Annotated in this window: 17 protein-coding genes; 4 read left to right on the top strand and 13 right to left on the bottom strand. The window is 28.4% G+C overall.

Annotation, left to right across the window (positions count from 1 at the left end):
- Positions 1-9: 9 nt before the first annotated feature.
- A complete protein-coding gene (locus tag NON08_RS11755) occupies positions 10-2085 on the bottom strand; it encodes a molybdopterin oxidoreductase family protein (RefSeq protein WP_256691776.1) in 2076 nt (691 codons plus the stop codon).
- 132 nt (positions 2086-2217) lie between these two features.
- On the opposite strand from NON08_RS11755, the gene NON08_RS11750 reads away from it, so the two are divergent.
- A complete protein-coding gene (locus tag NON08_RS11750; RefSeq protein WP_256691775.1) occupies positions 2218-3150 on the top strand; it encodes a L,D-transpeptidase in 933 nt (310 codons plus the stop codon).
- 38 nt (positions 3151-3188) lie between these two features.
- Here the strand turns inward: NON08_RS11750 and NON08_RS11745 are convergent, their stop codons facing one another.
- From NON08_RS11745 to NON08_RS11710, 8 genes are all read right to left on the bottom strand, one after another.
- Entirely contained in the window at positions 3189-4877 is a 1689-nt protein-coding gene (locus NON08_RS11745; protein WP_256691774.1) for a hypothetical protein, read from the bottom strand.
- A 9-nt stretch (positions 4878-4886) separates the two neighbouring features.
- Positions 4887-5483 (bottom strand): metallophosphoesterase family protein, encoded by a 597-nt coding sequence (locus NON08_RS11740; protein ID WP_256691773.1) that lies wholly within the window; start codon positions 5481-5483, stop codon positions 4887-4889.
- 63 nt (positions 5484-5546) lie between these two features.
- Positions 5547-7928 carry a glycogen/starch/alpha-glucan phosphorylase gene (locus NON08_RS11735; protein ID WP_256691772.1) on the bottom strand — a complete coding sequence of 794 codons (2382 nt, stop codon included), beginning with the start codon at positions 7926-7928 and terminating at the stop codon, positions 5547-5549.
- A gap of 19 nt (positions 7929-7947) precedes the next feature.
- Positions 7948-8778, bottom strand: a complete 831-nt coding sequence (locus NON08_RS11730; protein ID WP_256691771.1) for a hypothetical protein — start codon at positions 8776-8778, stop codon at positions 7948-7950.
- A gap of 18 nt (positions 8779-8796) precedes the next feature.
- Positions 8797-9570 (bottom strand): TrmB family transcriptional regulator, encoded by a 774-nt coding sequence (locus NON08_RS11725; RefSeq protein ID WP_023049674.1) that lies wholly within the window; start codon positions 9568-9570, stop codon positions 8797-8799.
- 9 nt (positions 9571-9579) lie between these two features.
- Complete coding sequence (locus NON08_RS11720; RefSeq protein WP_023049675.1) at positions 9580-10437, bottom strand: sugar ABC transporter permease; 858 nt, start codon at positions 10435-10437, stop codon at positions 9580-9582.
- Positions 10434-11324, bottom strand: coding sequence for a carbohydrate ABC transporter permease (locus NON08_RS11715; protein WP_023049676.1), 891 nt, complete (start codon positions 11322-11324; stop codon positions 10434-10436). The genes NON08_RS11720 and NON08_RS11715 overlap by 4 nt, the downstream gene beginning before the upstream one ends.
- Positions 11325-11377: 53 nt before the next feature.
- Positions 11378-12616 carry an extracellular solute-binding protein gene (locus NON08_RS11710; protein WP_256691770.1) on the bottom strand — a complete coding sequence of 413 codons (1239 nt, stop codon included), beginning with the start codon at positions 12614-12616 and terminating at the stop codon, positions 11378-11380.
- 238 nt (positions 12617-12854) lie between these two features.
- Here NON08_RS11710 and NON08_RS11705 point away from each other — a divergent pair, with 238 nt between their 5' ends.
- Positions 12855-14306 carry a carbohydrate porin gene (locus tag NON08_RS11705; RefSeq protein WP_256691769.1) on the top strand — a complete coding sequence of 484 codons (1452 nt, stop codon included), beginning with the start codon at positions 12855-12857 and terminating at the stop codon, positions 14304-14306.
- Between the two features lie 90 nt (positions 14307-14396).
- The gene (malQ, locus tag NON08_RS11700) at positions 14397-15896 is read left to right on the top strand and encodes a 4-alpha-glucanotransferase (protein ID WP_256691768.1); all 1500 of its coding nucleotides are present in this window, start codon (positions 14397-14399) and stop codon (positions 15894-15896) included.
- A gap of 59 nt (positions 15897-15955) precedes the next feature.
- On the opposite strand, the gene NON08_RS11695 is transcribed toward malQ, so the two are convergent.
- From NON08_RS11695 to NON08_RS11680, 4 genes are all read right to left on the bottom strand, one after another.
- Positions 15956-16990, bottom strand: a complete 1035-nt coding sequence (locus NON08_RS11695; RefSeq protein ID WP_040407639.1) for a ribonucleotide-diphosphate reductase subunit beta — start codon at positions 16988-16990, stop codon at positions 15956-15958.
- Positions 16983-19229, bottom strand: a complete 2247-nt coding sequence (locus tag NON08_RS11690; protein WP_256691767.1) for a ribonucleoside-diphosphate reductase subunit alpha — start codon at positions 19227-19229, stop codon at positions 16983-16985. The genes NON08_RS11695 and NON08_RS11690 overlap by 8 nt, the downstream gene beginning before the upstream one ends.
- Entirely contained in the window at positions 19230-19433 is a 204-nt protein-coding gene (locus NON08_RS11685; protein ID WP_040407611.1) for a glutaredoxin domain-containing protein, read from the bottom strand.
- 143 nt (positions 19434-19576) lie between these two features.
- Positions 19577-19813 (bottom strand): hypothetical protein, encoded by a 237-nt coding sequence (locus NON08_RS11680; RefSeq protein WP_256691765.1) that lies wholly within the window; start codon positions 19811-19813, stop codon positions 19577-19579.
- Between the two features lie 173 nt (positions 19814-19986).
- Here NON08_RS11680 and catA point away from each other — a divergent pair, with 173 nt between their 5' ends.
- Entirely contained in the window at positions 19987-20643 is a 657-nt protein-coding gene (catA, locus tag NON08_RS11675) for a type A chloramphenicol O-acetyltransferase (protein ID WP_256691764.1), read from the top strand.
- The last annotated feature ends 141 nt before the right edge of the window (positions 20644-20784 follow it).

The following is a 20784-nucleotide window of genomic DNA, read 5'->3' as shown; positions in this document are numbered from 1 at the left end:
CCAAAGTTTTTAAATTTTTTTTATATTAACTGTTGCATATTTATAAGATGGTTCTTTTGAGTAGGGATCATAAAGAGGATCTGTTAATCTATTAGCAACATTATAATGCATAGATATAAATACTTGTCCCTTTAATACTTCATCACTTATTTTAACTTTTATATTACATTGTCCATTTTTTGATGTCACTAGTACTAGATCCTCATCTTTTAAATTTAAATCAGTTGCATCGTCATTGCTTATTAATAAATAATCTTCATTTGGATATGTGTGTTGAACTATAGGCATATTTCTAGTTCTTGTTAGTGTATGCCAAAGTCCTACTCCTCCTCTACCTGTTATTAAATAAAATGGGTATTCTTCATTTGGAATTTCTGGATACTCTTGTGGCATTTCAAATATAAATTTACCTTTATTATTTTCTGTATAAAATTTATAATCTTCAAATAAAATTCTATAATCATTTTCTAGTTTTTCACCTTTTCTTAATGGCCACTGAATACCATTACTATTTTTTAAATCGTCATACTCTACTCCTGTTATATCACAAGGCATACCTTCTGATATAGCTTTCATTAGATTAAAAGCATCTTTTGGAGTATTCCATTTTTCTAATTTTAATTTTTCAGCTAAACCTAATGCTTTTCCAATTTCTAATATAATTTCATAATCACTTTTTATTCCTTCTGGAGGTTCAACAACTTTTTGAACAGCACCTAATCTTCTTTCTGTATTGATAAAAGTCCCTTCTTTTTCTAGAGATGTGGCCGTTGGTAAAAATAGATCTGCTTCTTGAGCTGTTTCTGTATCATAATATATATCCTGCACTACTAAAAAATCTACTTTAGAGTTAAAATCTTTCATAGTTGTATTGTGAGGATAAGATACCATTGGATTTGTTGCAATTATCCACAGTCCTCTTATATCTTTTGTTTCCACCTTTTCTATAATTTCATTAAATGCTAATGTTGGTCGATTTGGTATTAAATCATCTTTAATTTCTAATATATTTGCTATTTTTTTTCTATCCTCTTCTAGATTAAATTTTCTTCCTGCAAATAGACAAGTTTCAGCACTATAAAGTCTTGAACCCATTGCGTTACATTGCCCTGTTAAAGAGTTTGGTCCAGTTCCCTCTTTCCCAATAGCTTTTATTAAAAAACATATATTTACAATAGCTTCTGCTGTTCTTGTTGCCTCATAACTCTGATTTACTCCCATTGTCCACCAAAATGAAACTTTCTCTTTTGCATGTATTTTTTCTGCTAAATTTATTAATACATCTTTATCTATTCCACAATGCTCTTCTAATTTGTCTAGGGTATAATCTGATACAAAATTTTTAAACTCTTCAAAATTATCTATTTTTTCTTTAGCAAACTCCTCATCAATATAATTTTTCTCAATTAAATAATTAGCTAATGTATAAAGTAAAAATAGATCTCCTTTTAATTTTACAGGTATCCATAAGTTTGCATCTTTTGCTGTTTCTGTTTTTCTTGGATCTATTACAACTAACTCTACATTTTTATTTTCTTTTCTCAATCTCCACCAAGGAACAGGATGACTTATAGCTGGATTAGATCCTATAAAAATAGCTAAATCTGTTGTCATTAAATCATTCCAAGAATATGGCGGTGCATCAAATCCAAAAGATTGATTATATGATACTGCTGCTGTTGCCATACACAATCTTGTATTTCCATCTCCCTCCATTCCCATTCCAAATCTTCCTACATAACCTAAAATTGCCATCTCTTCCAAAGGTATTTGCCCTGTACTTAAAAAAGCTAAAGAACCTTTTCCATACTTATTATTTATATCTATAAATTTTTCTGCTATGATTTTATAAGCTTTCTCCCAAGATATAGGATTCATTTTCCCATTTTCATCTCTTAATAAAGGAGTATTAACTCTATGCTCCATTGAATTTTGATAAGCTATATTTCTTCCTTTAATACACGCCAATCCTTTATTAACAGGATGTGTTAACACTGGTTTACAAGATTTTATTTCATTATTTTCCACTTGAAATTCTAAATTACATCCTGTGGCACAAAAACTACATGTTGTTTGTATATTCATTACCTTACCTCCATTTTCATCTATATTTTTTTATTCTTTTTTAATTTTTTTTTCCTTTAATTTTAATTTTATAGAAGGAGAGTGTTAGTTTATTTTGTAAAATACTTCTAAATATAAAGGATGGTGAAATTTATGATAAAGCTTTTTAATCTTAAAGTAACTACAGTTTTTTTTCTGTTTACACTATTTGCATTTTCTAAATCAGCTATTATTGAAAAAGAACTTTTATACGATAAGTACACTTTACCTGATAACTATGTAGTACGAATTGGAGATAATTATACTCAACATAGAAGTTATGATTGGGTAAAAATATCAAATATTTTGGATAATGTCGATGGTTTTGTAAACGATCAGTATAGCTTAGGATCTTTAAAAAATTATAAAAATGTCAATGGAAAACCTAGACCTACTATTCAAATGAAATCTTCTCCTGAATCAGATATATACGGTGTTAGAAGAAATCAAGGAATTCCACTATATTCAGAAAATAATTTAAATCAACCTGAAAGATATGCTTGGGACGGAAGTTTAATAAAAATTTTATCTCGAAATGGAAATTTTTCTAAAGTTCAACTTAAAGATATTGATGGAATCTGGTATATACCTAATAGATATATTGAAACTCTTTCAGCTAGAAGATTTAATAAAGTTGTTATTATAAATAGAACTTTTCAGAATGTAGTCACTCTTGAAAGAGTTGGAAATGTATGGAAGGTTAGAAGTAAAAACCCTATTACCACTGGTAAAGATAAACTACCATATAGCTATGCAACACCTCTGGGAGTTTTTGTTGCTCAAAACAAATTAAGAAGAATGGATTACATGAAGTTTGGAAATGAGTCTGAACCTGGTGGTTACTCTCCATATGCTACAAGATTTTCTGGTGGAGGTTATTTTCACGGTTTCCCTGTGGACCTTCCAAGAACAAGTATTATTGAATACAGCAACTCTTTAGGATCTCTTCCTATTTCTCATATGTGTGTTAGATCATCAGCTTCCCACGCTCAATTTGTATATAACTGGGCAGAAGTTGATAAATCATTATTTATTGTTATTGATTAATTTTTAATATATAAAAAGGGAACTTTTAAAAGTTCCCTTTATACTAAAGTTCCATAATAATCTACAAAAGTGTATTGCTCCCATTTTCCTCTTATAACATTTAAAATCCTATTATTATTATATTGAATTAAAATCTCTCTATTTTTTATTAACTTTTCTATATCCTCTTGAAATTTTTTATTTTCATCTTGCAATGTATTTAAATTTAAAAACTTAGCATACTCTTTTAGATGATATATAGTTTCATAGTTTTGTGTTCCACCATAATTTTTTAAAATCCAATAATTTTCTAACTCTTTATCTAAATTATAATTAAATGTTATATTTTTAGTTAAAGTAAAGTCTCCTATTTTATACTCATCTTTATTTAATATATTTTTTTCTATAAACTCTCTTAAATTGTCTGTTCCTCCATACCTTGTATAATAAAGATAACTTTGACTTATTTTCAGATATTGTTGATTTCTATTTTTTTCTACTTCACTCTCTTGAAACATAACAAAAATAGGTAGATAAATATCTAAAATATAGCTATATATAAGTTCTCTCTTAGTTAATAATTTATTGGATTTTTTTCTATAGTATCTTGAATATCTTATACAATCTTCAGCTACTTCATCTAAATTTAAATCTTCAAACTTCAAATTTAATTGCTTTGATTTTAAGATGATTTCATTTTTATAAAAATTATAAACTTGCTCAAACCATCGTTGCATTCCTACAATAAAACCGGGAATATTATTTCTCAAACTAAAAAGTGCAATCTCTCCAATTATTAAAGTTTCTCTTCTAAAAGGTTTTTTAGAATACTCTCTTATGGCTTTTATCTTTCCTTTTGTATCATCTGTGTAAAATATGATCTTATCTATATAGTATAGTTTTCTAAAATCATCAATTAAAAAACTATCTAATTTTATATCAGTCTTTAAGTCTTTTAATATTAGTATTTTATTTCTATTTAAATAATCTACTAAAGTATTTATATAACCTTTTTGATATTTATTTCCTAATTTATAACTATTTTTATATTTTAGATACTCTACAAAAATATCACCGTTATTTTCATTTTCTAAATTTTTAAAATTAGCAATTAATATATTTACAACTGGAATAAAAACTCGTTGATACCAAGTTGTAGCTTTTTCAAAATTTTCATCTCCTAAAAAATAACCCTCTGAAAATTTTCTTACCTCATCTCTTAACTCTTTATAATTCTCAACCTTTGAGCACTCAATATTATTTAAACCACTCTCTTTTTCAAAACTAAATCTCTCTCTAGAAAGTCTATCAAGCTCTTCGTTATTTTGAGAAAAAAATTCATATACCTCTGCTTCTATGGAATGAAAATTTAAACTTTTAGCTACTGAAATTCGATGGTTCCCATCATAAACATAGTATTCTTCTCTTACTTTATATAAAATTACTGGAGGTAAACTACCACTTTCTAAATATTTTATATATACAGAACACCATCTTCCCTTAGATTCCTCTCTCAATGGATTAAAATCTTTATCAAAATCTTGAGCTTTTTCTACAGTTCCAACTACTTTAGTTAAAGGTACTTCCCTTACTCCTAAATAAATTTTATTAGAAAGTTGATTCTCTTTTTCTACTATACTAAACTCCTTAATTTTTTTACTCTCTCTATCAAAAAAATTAAATCTTGTTTTCCTTAATGCTTTTTTAAAAGCTAATTCTGCATCCTCTTTATCTATATTGTACTTCAATTTTCCTCCTTAAGAAAAATCTAAATCTAAAACTTTGTATCCAAAAACATTGATTATTCTTGTATTTTCTAACTGTCCCTCTTGAATCTCATGATGACTTTTTAAATGAATATGTCCATGTAACCAATATTTTGGTTTTAAGAGATCTATAGCTTTTCTATAACTATTAAACCCCTTATGTATTGGATCATCTCCTTCATTTATTCCCCCTACTGGAGAATGACTAATAACTAAATCCACGGTTTTAAACATTGTTTTTAAATAGCTTTTCATCACCATAAAGAAAACATCTTTTTCACTATATTGATGTGCCCCCATTGAATATCTCTGACTTCCATCAAATCCTACAACTTTTATTCCCTTTACAGTACAGTTCTCTCCACCATCTAAATTTTTACAAAAACTTATATCATGGTCACCTGCGTATATATGATTTCCATTAACATAGATTAACTCTTTATTTAAAACAGTAAAAAGATAATCTAAATATCTATTGCTCACATCACCACAAGATATTATTAGTTCTATATCCTTAAACATCTCTTTTAAAACTTCAGGAGAATATCTCTCCAATGTTGCCTCGTCACTAACTGCAAGTATTTTCATCTTTCAACTCCTAATTTTTAATAGACAAAAACTACCATAAATATATGGTAGTTTTTATTTATATTAAATTCTTTGAGGGGCGATTTTCCAAATTTCTTTTGCATATTCATCTATTGTTCTATCTGATGAAAACTTACCACCATTTGAAATATTTATCCAAGCTTTCCTTCCCCAATCTTCTCTATTAGAAAACTCTTTATTTATTCTCTCTTGTGTTTCTCTAAACGCCTCAAAATCTTGTAACACAAAATATTGATCTGGTTTGTGCCAAGAAGCTCCTTTTAATAATGAATCATATAACTCTTTATAAAGTCCTGTTCCTTCATCATTTAATGTCCCGTCTATTAGAGCATCTACAACTCTTTTTAATCCAACTGTATTTTTATAAGGAATATTCGGATCGTATCCCTCTTTTTTAAACTTTTCTATATCTTCAACTTTCAATCCAAAAATATAGTTATTCTCTATTCCAGCCTCTTCAACAATTTCAACATTAGCTCCATCTAAAGTTCCAAAAGTTAAAGCTCCATTTATCATAAATTTCATATTTCCAGTTCCTGAAGCCTCTTTTCCAGCTGTTGATATTTGTTCTGATATATCTGCTGCTGGGAATAAAAGTTGAGCAACTGAAACATTGTAATTTTCTATAAATACAACTTTTATCATATCTTTAATATCTTTATCATTATTTATAAGATTTGCTACCTCATTGATTAATCTAATTGTCCCTTTAGCTCTCATATATCCTGGAGCAGATTTTGCTCCAAATATATATGTTACAGGATGAATTTCTAAATTTGGATTCTCTTTTAATCTATAATATAAATCTAAAATATGAAATATATTTAGAAGTTGTCTCTTATATTCATGTAATCTTTTTATCTGAATATCAAAAATTGAATCTGGATTGATTTTTATTCCTTGAGTTTCTTCAATATATTTTGCTAATTGTTTTTTCTTTTCTAATTTTATATCTAAGAAATTTTCAATAATCGACTTATCTGCTGAATATCTTTCTAAGTTTTTCATTTGAGAAAAATCTGTAACCCATCTATCTCCAATTAATTCAGTTATTAAATTAGATAATTCTGGATTACATTGAAGTAGCCATCTTCTTTGAGTTATTCCATTTGTTTTATTTAAAAATCTTTCTGGAAACAGCTCATACCACTCTTTTAACTCTATATGCTTTAAAATATCTGTATGCAATGCTGCAACTCCATTAGTTGCAAAAGATCCATATATAGCCAGCCATGCCATGTGTATTAAATCACCTTGGATTATTGACATTCTCTCTCTCTTAGCTCTATCATTTGGATATTTTTCTTCTAAAAGATCTAAAAATTGAAAGTGAATTCTTTCTGTTATTTGAAATATTCTAGGAACTACCTCTTCATAAAGTCCAATCCACCATTTTTCCAATGCTTCTGATAATATTGTATGGTTTGTATATGCAAATGTTTTCTCTACAATTTTCCATGCATCTTTCCATAATAGACCCTCTATATCACATAAAATTCTCATAAGTTCTGGTATTGCAATTACTGGATGAGTATCATTTAGTTGAATTGATACAAATTCTGGTAATTTTCCAAAATCAGTTCCATGTAATCTCTTAAATTTTCTTACTATATCTTGTAATGATGCAGATGTAAAGAAATACTGCTGTTTTAATCTAAGTTTTTTCCCCTCATTTGTTGAATCATTAGGGTATAAAATTCTAGATATGTCCTCTGCCTCATTAACTTCCTTTAAAGCTTTATCATAATTTTGATCATTAAAAGCCTTTAAATCTAACTCATTTATAGATTTAGCTTCCCATAATCTAAGAGTGTTCACATTCTCAGTTCCATACCCTATTATTGGCATATCATAAGGAACTGCTCTAACTTTACTATCACCAAATTCAACTATAACTTCGTCAAATGGTCTACATATTGTCCAAACATCACCATATTTTAACCAAGTTTCTGGAGTTTCAATTTGGAATCCATCAACTATTTTTTGCTTAAAAATTCCATTTTTATATTTAATTCCATATCCTTGTCCTGGTAGATCTAAAGTTACTAAAGAATCCATAAAACATGCAGCTAATCTTCCAAGTCCACCATTTCCTAACCCTGCATCCTCTTCGGCGTCTTCAACTATATTTATATCCAATCCAAGCTCTTTTAATATCTCTTTTACTTCTTTTTCAACTCCTAAATTTATCAAATTATTCCCTAGAGCTCTTCCCATTAAAAATTCTGCTGAGAAATAAAAGGCTTGTTTACCGCTTTCATATTTTTTTCTAGTTTCTAACCAATTCTTAGAAATTGTTTCAATTAAAGCCTTACTCAGTCCTTGGTAAATTTCAAAAGAGTTTGCCTCATCTATACTTTTATTAAATAAAATTTCTACCTGTTTTTCTATTCTACCTTTTAAAAGATTTTTCTCAATTAGCATATTCTATTCTCCTCACTTATTATTTTTCATTTAGTTTTTTCATAAGTTCTTGAATCTCTAACTCTTTTTTCTCTAATTCAGCCTTTAATCTAGCTTTCTCTTTTAGCTGCTTAATTATCTCATCTTTATTATTTATTTCGTTGCTTAGTTTATTGTTTTCAGCCTTTATATTTTTTAATTCTGATGCTTCTTGTGGATTAGATTTAACTATTTTTTTATTCACTTTAGTTTGTAATAATTGATGTACCTCTTTAGAATTAACACCATTTCCAAAATATATATTTGGTGTTATTATTGGTCCTTTTTTAGAGTCAAGGTTTATAGGAATAATCATTTGTGCATAATCTCTTGTTAATTTTTCTCCTTCAAATAAAGATTTATCAATAAAGATATCCTGAGAACTTGCCGAAGTTCCAAATAAAACTTTTAAATTATCAATAGGAACTAATTTTGCTGATGTAGATTCTCCAGGTCTTAATCCAAAGTCTAAAGCTTTTGTATAGAATCCTTTAGATTTTTCATTCATATCAAAAAGTCTTTGCTCTTTTCCATTAAATCCTATATATTTTGTATCTGACCAATTTATAAAAATAACGTCTTTAGATATATTTTTTATTGAAACATCAATACTATCCTTATTAAATGAAATATTCATAAAAAATTTGTCTGTTGATATCTCATTATTTTTTAATATTAATGGATAATCCCTTGAAGTAGTATCCTTCACACCATATATTTTAACTCCTTGTTCTTTTACTATAGAAGTATTCTCTTTTATTGGTGTTGTTGGTGTACAACCTGTTATTACAACTGTCGATAATAAAGCTCCTAAAAAAAATAGATTTTTCATCTAACTCCCCTCTCTTTTTTAAAAATCTAATGTTATTATTTTATTGATATCCTTCCCAAATCTATTTTCTAATTTCATTAAGTGAATATCATTTTTTATATGTTCAGTAACTATATTAATTAAAAGTTTATTTTCAGAATATGTTCCACAAAATTCACCTTCATAGTTACTAGCAATTATTGCTGCAAATAAATCAACAGCTACCATAATTCTTTTTTCTGAATTAGTTATATTAAAATTAAAACTATCTCTTATATATGTTTCAACGCCAAGACTATCATAATCTATTTTATTAAAACTAAATAGTATAACTCTAACACCCTTTTCTTTTAATCTTTTGAAATCTTTTTCAAATTCAAATAGATCTAAATTAGTATTTATATACACAATTTTTTCAGCTCTTTTTAAGATATTTCTAAATCTATCTTTAACATCTTCAAATGAGTTTAAATTATAAAATTGTTTTTGTTTGCCACTAACTTCAACTTTATTAAGTTCATCTTTTAAAAATTTTGTGGCTGTACTTACCTCTTTTTTATAATTTTCAAAAAGCTCATTTAAATCAATTGCTTCATATAAAGTTATCTCTTTATCTAAATATGAGTTTATATACCCTTTTTTTTGTAAAATATCTAAGTTTTGATAAACTGTTGTTCTAGGGTAACCCAAAGCTTTTGCGATTTGAGATCCATTAGATCCTGGGTTTTTTATAAGTTCTAAAAATACCTCAGCCTCTTTTCTTCCAAATCCAATTTTTTCTAAATTTTCTAAAATTTTTTCATTTTCTATCAAAATATCCTCCTACTCTTTAACTCCTCCAACAGTTAATCCACCTACAAGATATCTTGATAGACTAATAAACAGTATTACAACTGGTACACTTGTTATTAGTGCAGCTGCTGAATATGTTCCCCACTCTGCACTAAAAGAACCTTGAAGATTAACTAGTCCAACTGGTAGAGTTAACTTTTCTGCTGATGTTAAAATTATTCTTGCTATTACAAACTCAGACCATGCTGTCATAAAAGAAAATAAAGCAGTTATTGCAAGGGCTGGAGTTGAAACTGGCAACACTATTTTATACATAACTTGCCAAACTTTGCAACCATCAATATATGCACTTTCTTCTAATGATTTAGGTATTGTATCAAAATATCCCTTTAACATCCAAACTGAAAAAGGTACAGACACTGCCACATAAGGAATTAGTAATCCTAAAAAGCTGTTCATTAATTTCAATCTTACTAATATTATGAACATTGGTAACAATAACATTGGTGCTGGAAACATCTGTGTTACTAAAAATGTCATCATACCAACTTTTCTTCCCCAAAATGAAAATCTAGAAAATGCATATCCTGCAGTTATTGATATAAATACTCCTATTATAGCTGTTAATGTTGAGATAATAAGAGAGTTTTTTAACCAAATTAAAAGATCCGTTTCAAATATAGCTTTTCTGAAGTTATCTAAAGTAGCATCTTCAGGTATTATTCTTAAACTTGTTGAAAACAATTGGTCTCCCGGTCTTAAAGCTACAGATAAAACATTTAATAGGGGATATAAAGTTATCAAACAAAAGATTATTAATATTGTGTAAATTCCAATTATTTTCTTCCAACTGTCATTTTTCTCAAAATGAATGTTCTTTTCAATCATCTTGACTCCTCCTTAAAAATATTGCTCTTTCTTACATATATTACAGAGAATACAAGTAAAAATAGGAATATTAATACTGAATACGCTGCTGCAAATCCATATCTATAGAAATTAAATGCCAATCTATAAACATCTGTTACTAATATCTGTGTTTCTTTGTTTCCATATCCACCAGCTAAAATGATTATGATATTTAACATATTAAACGTCCAAATTGTTCCTAATATAATTGCAGGTGTTAGAGTTGGCTTTAATAAAGGTAGTGTTATATCTTTAAATTTACTCCAAGGACTAGCACCATCTATGTCAGCTGCTTCATATAATTCCGCTGGAATTGATTGTAATCCTCCTAATGTTATCATCATCATAAATGGGAATCCCAACCAAATATTTGTTATTATTGCTGCATAAAAAGTCAGCTTTGGATCACTTAACCAAGGTAGATTTTGTATTCCAAACCAACCTAACATTAAATTTATAGCTCCAAAATTTTGATTAAACATACCTTTCCAAGTAAGAGCTGCTATATATTGAGGCATTGCCCAAGGAATTATAAGAAAAACTCTCAAAATAGATTTTCCTGGTAGTTTTCTATTCAGTAATATTGCTAAAAATAATCCAATAGTTACATGAAAAAATACGTTTACAAAAGTCCAAATTATAGTTCTAATAAAAGTTGCTAATACTTCTGGATCTTGAAATACTCTAATATAATTTTGTAATCCTACAAAACCAGGATTTTTAAATGTTCTTAAACTCATATTTGTTAAAGATAACCAAAATCCATAACCTAAAGGATAAAATACCATTATTGCCATCACTATAAAAGCTGGTGCTATAAATAAATATGGTGTATTTTTACCTACTAGTCTTCCTTTTCCACTCATAATCGTCTCCTTTTAATTTTAGAGGTTGGATAAAATCCAACCTCTCAATTTAATTACTCACCTTTAATAATTTTAATTCCGTCTACTGCATCTTTTTGCATCTTTTTAGCTGCATCTTCTGGAGTCATTTTTCCATTTAAAACAGCTTCTAAGTTCGGTCTCATAGCATCCCAGATAGCTCTCATTTCTGGCACAACTGGCATAGGAACAGTATATTTAATTGTCTCAATTGAATCTTGCATTAATTTATCGTTTTTAACTTGTGGCAATTCTCTAGCTGCCTCTATTCCTGGAGCTTGTGATTGATTTAAAGAAATTTCTGCATTTATCTCTGGAGAGAAAATATAATCAAAGAACTTATTTAAAGCCTCTGTTTTCTTATCTGATGTATTTTCTGATAATGAATATCCTTTAGATGCATTTGTAAATAATGCATAACCATTTTTTGAAGGAATTGGCATAGGAGCTACTCCTAAGTTTATTCCTGCATCCTCATATTCTTTCCAAGACCATGCTCCATTTAATATCATAGCAGCTTTCTTTTGTTTAAACAGTTGAGAAGCAATATCGTAATCCATTCCTGCTTCTCCTAAGTCGTACTTTGCTCTAATATCTCTTACAAAAGTTAAAGCATCTACCATAGCTTTGTTATCTAGAGTAGGATTATTTTTGCTATCAAAAATTTCTCCTCCAAATCCATTATAGAATCCTACAAACCAAAATGGTTCTTTTTCATTATATAGGAATCCATATTTAGAATTAGCTTTGTCCTTTGCGTCTACAGCTCTATTTGCCTGTGCTATTTTTAAAAACTCTTCCCAATTTTTTGGTGCATTAGCTACCATATCTTTATTGTATAAAAGAGCTATTTGATTTCCTAAGAACTCTGGTAGTAGATATAATTGATTATCATACATACCACTTTTTAAAGCTCCTTCATTAAATTTTTGAATTAAATCCTTAGATACAACTTTATCAATTGGCTTGATTAAATCTGAAACCATAAAAATTCCTATATTATCATTTGGACCATAAACTATATCTGGACCCTGACCTGCTAAAGATGCATTTTGAAACTGAGTTCTTAAATCTTCATTGGAATAATGAACTACATTTACCTTAACATCTGGATTCTTTTTCATAAATTCATCAACTATTTTTATGTAAGTAGGTCTTACTGCTGGTTCCATCTGTTCCCATAAAGTTATTTCAGTGGCTTTACCTAAAGCTATTGTTGAAAATAATGTTCCTGCTGCTAATACTAATAGCGGTTTTTTTAAAATGTTTCTCATTTTACCCCTCCTTGATTTTTGTTGTACTTTAAATACAACAATATTATTACCTCATTTTTTAACAATAGTCAATAGTTTTTTAAAAAAAATATGTACTTTTTTTTATTTTTATGTTTTTTTTAAGAAATTTTAGTTTTATTATTGACAAATTAAAAAAAATGTTATAAATATATTGGTATGAAATGTTGTATCAGTTTTACAACAAACAAAAAAATAAAATACAGGGGGAGTCAAATTTATGAAAATTAACAAAGTTCTTACACTTTTATCTTGTATCATCCTTGCTGGAACAGTTGGAGAAAAAACTTTTGCCAAAGAGGTAGTTCAAACTCCTGAAGTTGTTACAGCTTCTTATGATGTATCAGCTTTAGAGGATAGAATTGCTAAATTAGAGTATAATCAAGAACATCCAAGTTTTGAATTTCATGGATATGGTAGATCTGGACTTCTTTTAAATGCAAATAATGATTTAAAAAAAGGGAAAGTATTTAATAAAAATGGAGTTGGAAGACTTGGTAACGAAAGCGATACTTATATTGAAGCTGAATTAGTTAAAAATTTCTATCTAGACAATGGTTCTTGGTCTAAGTGGCATATCATGTTTGCTAAAGGAACTGACGATTATAATGATTGGAATGATGGAGTTGCTTTAAGACAAGCTTATGCTGAAATGGGAAATCTTCCAGTATTTTCAGGAGCTTTCAAGGAATCTGTAATTTGGGCTGGTAAAAGATTCTATAATAGAAGAGATATCCATATAACAGATTTCTATTTTACTGACTATTCAGGAACTGGAGCTGGAATAGATAATATAAAAATTGGAGATGGAATGTTAGATTTAGGAGTTATAGCTAGAGATTACGATAGTTATGATTCTGTTGGTCCTGTTTCTAACTCTTCAAAAGAGGATGGTTTAAATGTTGTAAATTTACTTGCTAGATATGACATCGGTTCTTGGGAGTTCGACTTAGGAGCTGCTTTTTCTAAAGATAATGAAAATAGAACTATAAACAATGGTCACGGGGACTTTAGCACATATAATGCTGCTGATTATGGTTTACAACTGGGAATATTCTATAATACACCTGGATACTACTGGAGTGGTAAAGGATTCTCGAAAATTTTTGCACAAGTTGGTTATGGACTTAATGCAGGAGATGGTTTAGGAAAAGCTGGTGCATGGGCTGAAAATAATTTAGATGATGCACTATCTGCTAGACTTGGTACTTTTGGAGTTTTACCTATCAATGAAAAGTGGGATTTATTCACAACAGTTGTTGCTCAGCATAATAAAAATAGTAAATTTAATTACAATGCAGATCTTTTAAATCCTCAAGGAGAACATTACTCTGTTGATGTTGACGGATTAAAATCTACTTGGGTTAGTGTTGTAGCTAGACCAGTTTATAAAATCAATGAAAACTTCGAGCTTCAATTTGAAGCTGGTTACTACTATGTAACAGAGGAAAAAGATAACAATAAAGATGTAGATGGAAACCTTTATAAGCTTACATTTGCACCAACATTTAAGTTAAATTCAAATGACTTCTGGGCTAGACCTGAAATTAGAACATTTGTTACTTGGGCTGGATGGGATAATGACTATCAAAAATCTTTCCAATCTGATTTAAACTCTTATAGTGGAAAAAATGGAGTAAATGTTGGAGTTCAAGCAGAAGTTTGGTTCTAATATAATATATTTTATATAATAATTTCCCTTTTGAGGCACCTTCCTCCCGTTGGTGCCTCATTTACAATAAATTAAAAGTGAGGTATTTTCATGAAAGATAGATCAAGCGGTATTCTTTTACATATAACATCACTACCTGGCGAATATGGAATTGGTGATTTTGGAAAATGTGCCTATGAGTTTGTTGATTTTTTAGAAAAAAGTCATCAAAAATATTGGCAAATTCTTCCAATGGGAGTGACTGGTTATGGTGATTCTCCTTATCAATCCTTCTCCGCTTTTGCAGGTAACCCATATTTTATAGATTTAAACTCTTTAATAGAATTAGATATTTTAACTAAAGACGATCTTAAATCTTTATCTGAATTAAATTCTATATCAAATATACAGTATGATAAATTATATACAGAAAGATATAGTGTTTTAAAGAAAGCTTTCTTAAACTTTAAAAATAAATATTCATTGGTATCTTTAAATAATTTTAAAAATAAAAATATTTGGTGGCTTGATAATTATGCACTTTATATGGCTATCAAAAATAAATTCAATGGTGACTCTTGGTTAAATTGGCCTAGAGATTATAAATTTAGAGATAAGAAAACTTTAAAAAAAGCTAAACTTGAACTTGAAGATGAAATTAACTTCCACATTTTCTTACAATATCTATTTGACAAGCAATGGAACGAATTAAAATCCTATGCTAATAATAAAGGAATAAAAATTATTGGAGATATTCCTATTTTTATAGCTACTGATAGTGCTGATACTTGGGAAAATCCTAATATGTTTTGCTTTGATAAAAAGTTACAACCTACAAAAGTTGCTGGGTGTCCTCCTGATGCTTTCAGTTCTGATGGACAACTATGGGGAAATGTACTTTACAATTGGAAATATATTGAAAAAGATAACTTCAAATGGTGGATTAAAAGAATTAAAAGTTGTTTCAAACTTTATGATACTGTTAGAATTGATCATTTTAGAGGATTTGAGTCTTTCTGGGCTATTCCTGCTAAAGCAAAAACTGCAAGATTTGGTAAATGGGAAAATGGTCCTGGAATGAAGCTCTTTAATAGTATCAAAAGCTCTTTAGGAGATTTAGATATTATTGCAGAAGACCTTGGATTTCTTACACCAAAAGTTCATAAACTTTTAAAAGATTCTGGATTTCCTGGAATGAAAATATTAGAATTTGCTTTTGATTCAAGAGAAGAAAGTGATTATCTACCACATAAATATCCTAAAAAAAGTGTTGCATATACAGGAACTCATGATAACCAAACAGTTGTTGGATGGTATGAAACTGTAAATAAAAATGATAAAGAGTTTTGCGATAGCTATCTTAATAGCTTTTTAAACAATAAAAATACCCCATCTGAAAGTATAAATTGGAAGTTTATTGAAGCTCTTTGGAGTTCTAACTCTCAACTTGTAATAGCACCTATGCAAGATTTCTTAGGTTTAGGAGATTCAGCTAGAATGAATACCCCTTCTACTTTAGGTAATAACTGGATTTGGAGAATAAATAAAGATTCTTTAGATGAAGGTCTTTCTAAAAAAATATCAGATATTACAATGAAATATCAACGTTAATTTATAATTTTATAAACATTAAAAATGGGATGGCTTAACAAAACCATCCCATTTTATTTTTAAAACTCGTCCCATCCCTCTACAGATGAACTCATATTATAACTAGTAACTGTTCCTTCGAAGAAGTTAGCTTTTACGTTTCCTTCTCCCTCTGTATCAGCAAACTTTTCTAAATGTCTATAAGGATTCTTTTCATACCCTTCGTAGATTGGATTTAATCCTATAGCTTTCAATCTCTCATTAGCTAACCACTTTGTGTATCTCTCTGTTGTATCCTCTGTTATACCTAGTATTCCATTTCCTATTATATGATTTGTCCAACTGATCTCTTGCTGCACAGCTTTTTTAAACATATCATATATTAATTCATCATTAAAGAAATCTTTATTTTCATTTTTAATCTCTCTTATTAACTGTTGGAATATAACTACATGTGATAGCTCATCCCTATTGATAAGTTTTATTATATCAGAAGTCCCCATCATTCTATTTCTACTTGCTAAAAGATAGAAGAAGTTAAATCCATTATAAAAATATATAGCCTCTAAAAGGTAGTCAGCTATTATAACTCTTGCAAAATTTTCATCACTAGGATTTTCTAAGAAACTTTGATATATTTTTGCTATATAACTATTTCTTTCAAATAGAACTTTATCCTCTCTCCATTTATCATATATTGAGTTTCTAATCTCCTTTGGTAGAATAGATTCAATTATATATTGATACGACTGAGAGTGAATAGCTTCTTGGAAAGTCTGTATTGATAGAATCAAATTTATCTCTGGAGCAGTTATATAATCTGAAACATTTGGAATATTATTTGTTTGAATACTATCTAAAAATATTAGAAACGAAAGTATTCCATCATAAGCTTCTTTCTCTTCATCAGTTAAATTTTTATAATCGTTTTTATCTTGAGTTAAATCTATTTTTTCTGGAATCCAAAAGTTTCCCATCATTGTTCTATAAAGATGATTTGCCCATTGATATTTAACATTATTCAAATTAAATATATTTGTACTATCTCCCTTTATCACTTTTCTTTCTGATAAAGAATCATCTCCTAGAGGATTAAAAAGTTTTTTTCTATCCACTGCAGCTTTCACACTCCTCTTTTTCATTTATTATATTTGTATTTCTTTGAATTGTTCTTATATAATAAACTGATTTACATCCCTCTTTCCACGCTGTCATGAAAGTATCATATATATCTTTAGCTTTAATATCTTTATTTAAATCAAAAATAAGCTCCATAGAAACTCCCTGAGTTATCCATTTTCCTATTCTACTCATTATTTTTACATATGTTTGAGGATTTACATTTTTAAACTCTGGATAGAACCAAGCTCTATCTTTCAGATGTTTAACAACTCTTGGAACAGCACCCTTTTGATTCTTCTCTATATAGAATCTAGAGAACGTAGGGTTTACAGATGCTGTTGATCCCATAAGTAAAGATGTTGATGTATTTGGTGCAACTGCTGTTAACTCACCATTTCTTAATCCATACATCTTAACTAAATTAAATACCTCTTCCCACTCTTTTCCAAACTTTGAATTTTCCATATACCAATCTTTATTTTTTTGGAAAAATATCCCTTCATCCCACAAAGATCCTTTAAACATTGGATAAGCTCCTCTATCTTTTGCTAAAAGAGCTGAAGATTTTATACTATACATAGCTATCTCTTGGAAAAGTTCATCTATCTCTTCTAATGACTCATCATATATCATAAACTCTTTTGCTAAATAGTCTGCAAGTCCCATAACTCCAACACCAATTGTTCTATAAGCTAAGTTATGCTTATCTGACTCTTTTATAGGAGTTCTTGTTAAATCAATTGTATTATCAAGGATTCTAACAGATATATCTACAATATTTTCTAACTCATCTCTTTCTAACTCAGCTAAGTTCATAGAAACTAAGTTACAAGTGTGAACTTCACCTAATTTTGTTGTTCTAACTCCATTTTCTCCAACAGTATCCTCTTTAAAGTTTACACTTGGTGAGAAGTTAGAAAAACTTTCCATACATAGATTTCCATTTCCTATCATTCCCACATGACTGTTGTGATTCATTAGATTTGCTCTATCTTTGAAAAATATATAAGGCATTCCTGTTTCTATTTGAACTTTCATAATCTCTTTAAATAACTCTCTAGCCTTTATAACTTTTCTTAACTGTAAGTTTTCATCCTTTTCTATAGTTAAGTATAACTCTTCAAATTTTTCTCCATAAACTTCACATAGTTCAACACCATATTTTTTTCTAATTTCATAAGGGTCAACTAAAGTCCACGGTAAATCCTCTTCCACTCTTTTCATAAAAAGATCTGAAAGAACAACTTGAGGATAGATATCATATGCTTTTCCTCTTTGATCTCCATTTTCTGTTTGAAGTTCTAAAAATGTTTCTATATCTAAATGCCATGAGTCTAGTGCTACAGTTACCGCTCCAGCTCTTCTTCCCTGCTGATTTACAGCTACTGCTGTATCATTTACAATTTTTACCCAAGGAACAACTCCTCCACTAGCATTATAATATCCGTTTACCATAGAATTTTTTGCTCTAATTCTAGAGATATTTAATCCTACTCCTCCACCATTCTTACTAATTTTTGCAACAGTATCTATATTGTAAAAAATAGATTCTATATTATCATCCATAGCTGTTATAAAGCATGATGATAGATTTCCATTTGGTACTCTTAAATTAGCTAAAATTGGAGTGGCTAAAGATATCTTTTTAAGTGACAATGCTTCGTAAAATCTTTTTGCTACAGCTACTTTATCTTTTTCATTTATAGCTAAAAGCATAGATATACACATAAATACCTCTTGAGGTAACTCATAAATCTTTCCATCATACTTTAACAAATATCTATTTACAAACATATTCGCTCCAGCATAATCATACATCATATCTCTCGACGTATCTATAACTTTCTCTAGCTCCTCAACCTCATCTACAGTATAATCTAAAAGTCTATTATCATAAATTCCAATTTCTACTAAAGTTTTTATACTTTTATAAAGCTCTCCATAAGAGAATCCTCTTTTGTGGAAAACCTCTCTTTCTGTCTCCATCATTAAAAGTCTTCCTGCAACATATGTCCAGTCACTTTCTTCAAAACTTGTCATAGAAACAGCCTGATTTATAAGAGATTCCTGAATTTTTTTTGTTGTTATATTCTCTGCATATATTGATTCTATATGACTTTCTAATTCAACCATATTAACTTCTAAATTATCACAAGCTCTTAAAAGTTTCTCTCTTATTTTTGTTATATCTAAATTTTCCCTTATTCCAGCTCTATTTATAACCTGTCTCATTTATAAAACCTCTAAGAAGCTTTCCATAGAATAGTATTTACCATCTTTTTCAACAACAGGTGCACTCATAATTCTAGCCTTACTTGCTACGATCATAAGTGTTTTTAAATCCTGAGTATACTCATATTCAAGACCTTTATCATCTAAAATTTTCTTTAAAGTCTCACACTTACTACAATCTTCTTTTCCAAATACCTTTATCATTCTACGCCTCCTAAACACAATATATTGTGTAGCTTCTTTTTATTTTCACTATATATAGTATTATTGCATAATTTCCAGATTTTTTCAACGATTTTTTTATATTAAAATAGTGTACTTTTATATGGTATGTCTTTTTATTTAAATTATCTTTTTTTAAAAAATTTAATAAAATATTTATATAAATAATACGTTAAGATTCCTGGAGATAACAAAATTATAATTGTTAGTATGCCACTAAAAACTATTGGGATTCCAAATCCAAAGCTAAAAGTAAAAATCAATCCATTTATTAAATCTAATACGTTATACCCTAACTGTGATATCTTTAAAACATACAGAACACTAAGAATATTAATTAAAATTGATACTAATATTTTCAAGATTCACCTCCTATATTGAATATAACTATTTCTATAGTATAATCCTTTTTTCTTTATATACAAAATATAATAATTTTTTTAATAGAACAAGATCTAACTTTTAAATTGTAAAATTTAAATTTAGATGATACTGTATAATATCGTTTAAAATTAATAGTTTAAAGGAGAATTATATGTTTTTTAAAGAGATTGATATTGAAAAATGGAAAAGAAGAGAATATTATGAACAATTTTCAAAAAATACCCCTTGTACAATGAGTTTAACAACTAAAATAGATATAACTAATATAAAGAAATTAAATTTAAAAGTGTATCCTGCTTTAATATTTTCTTTAACTAAAGCCGTTAACCAATTTGAAGAATTTAGAATAAATAAAAATGATAAAGGTGTTTTAGGAGTTTATAAAACCTTATATCCTTGCTACACTTATTTAAAAAAAGAAAATGAATTATTTACTAATATCTGGAGTGATAATATAGAATCCTACTCTGAATTTTATAACTCCTATATTTTTGATACGTCTGAATATACAAAAACTACAAAACTGCTTGGAAAAGAAAATATTCCTGAAAATACCTTTCCAATTTCTATGATTCCTTGGAATACTTTCGATGGATTCAATTTAAATTTAAAAAATGGCTATGATTATTATCTTCCAATATTTACTTTTGGAAAATTTATTTTAGAAAATAATAAATACTTAATACCTCTTTCTATTCAAGTGCATCATGCTGTATGCGATGGGTTTCATCTCTGTAGATTTATAGAGAAATTACAAGAACTTATTGATAACGACATTACTTTTCTAATTGAAAAAAATAAATTTTAAAACTTTTTTCTAAAACCTATAGTCTAAATATTATAATAAGTGTTAAAAGTAATAAATAATTTAATCCCCCCCAGATAAGAACCTCTATCCCCCCCAGAGGTTCTTATTATTTTTTGTATTTTGTTATAATAGCAAGATATA

This window comes from Cetobacterium sp. NK01, from assembly GCF_024506395.1.
GTDB classification, from domain to species: Bacteria; Fusobacteriota; Fusobacteriia; order Fusobacteriales; family Fusobacteriaceae; genus Cetobacterium_A; species Cetobacterium_A somerae_A.
The sequence above is the reverse complement of the archived record's forward strand: the minus strand, read 5'-3'. Positions and strand labels throughout refer to the sequence as shown.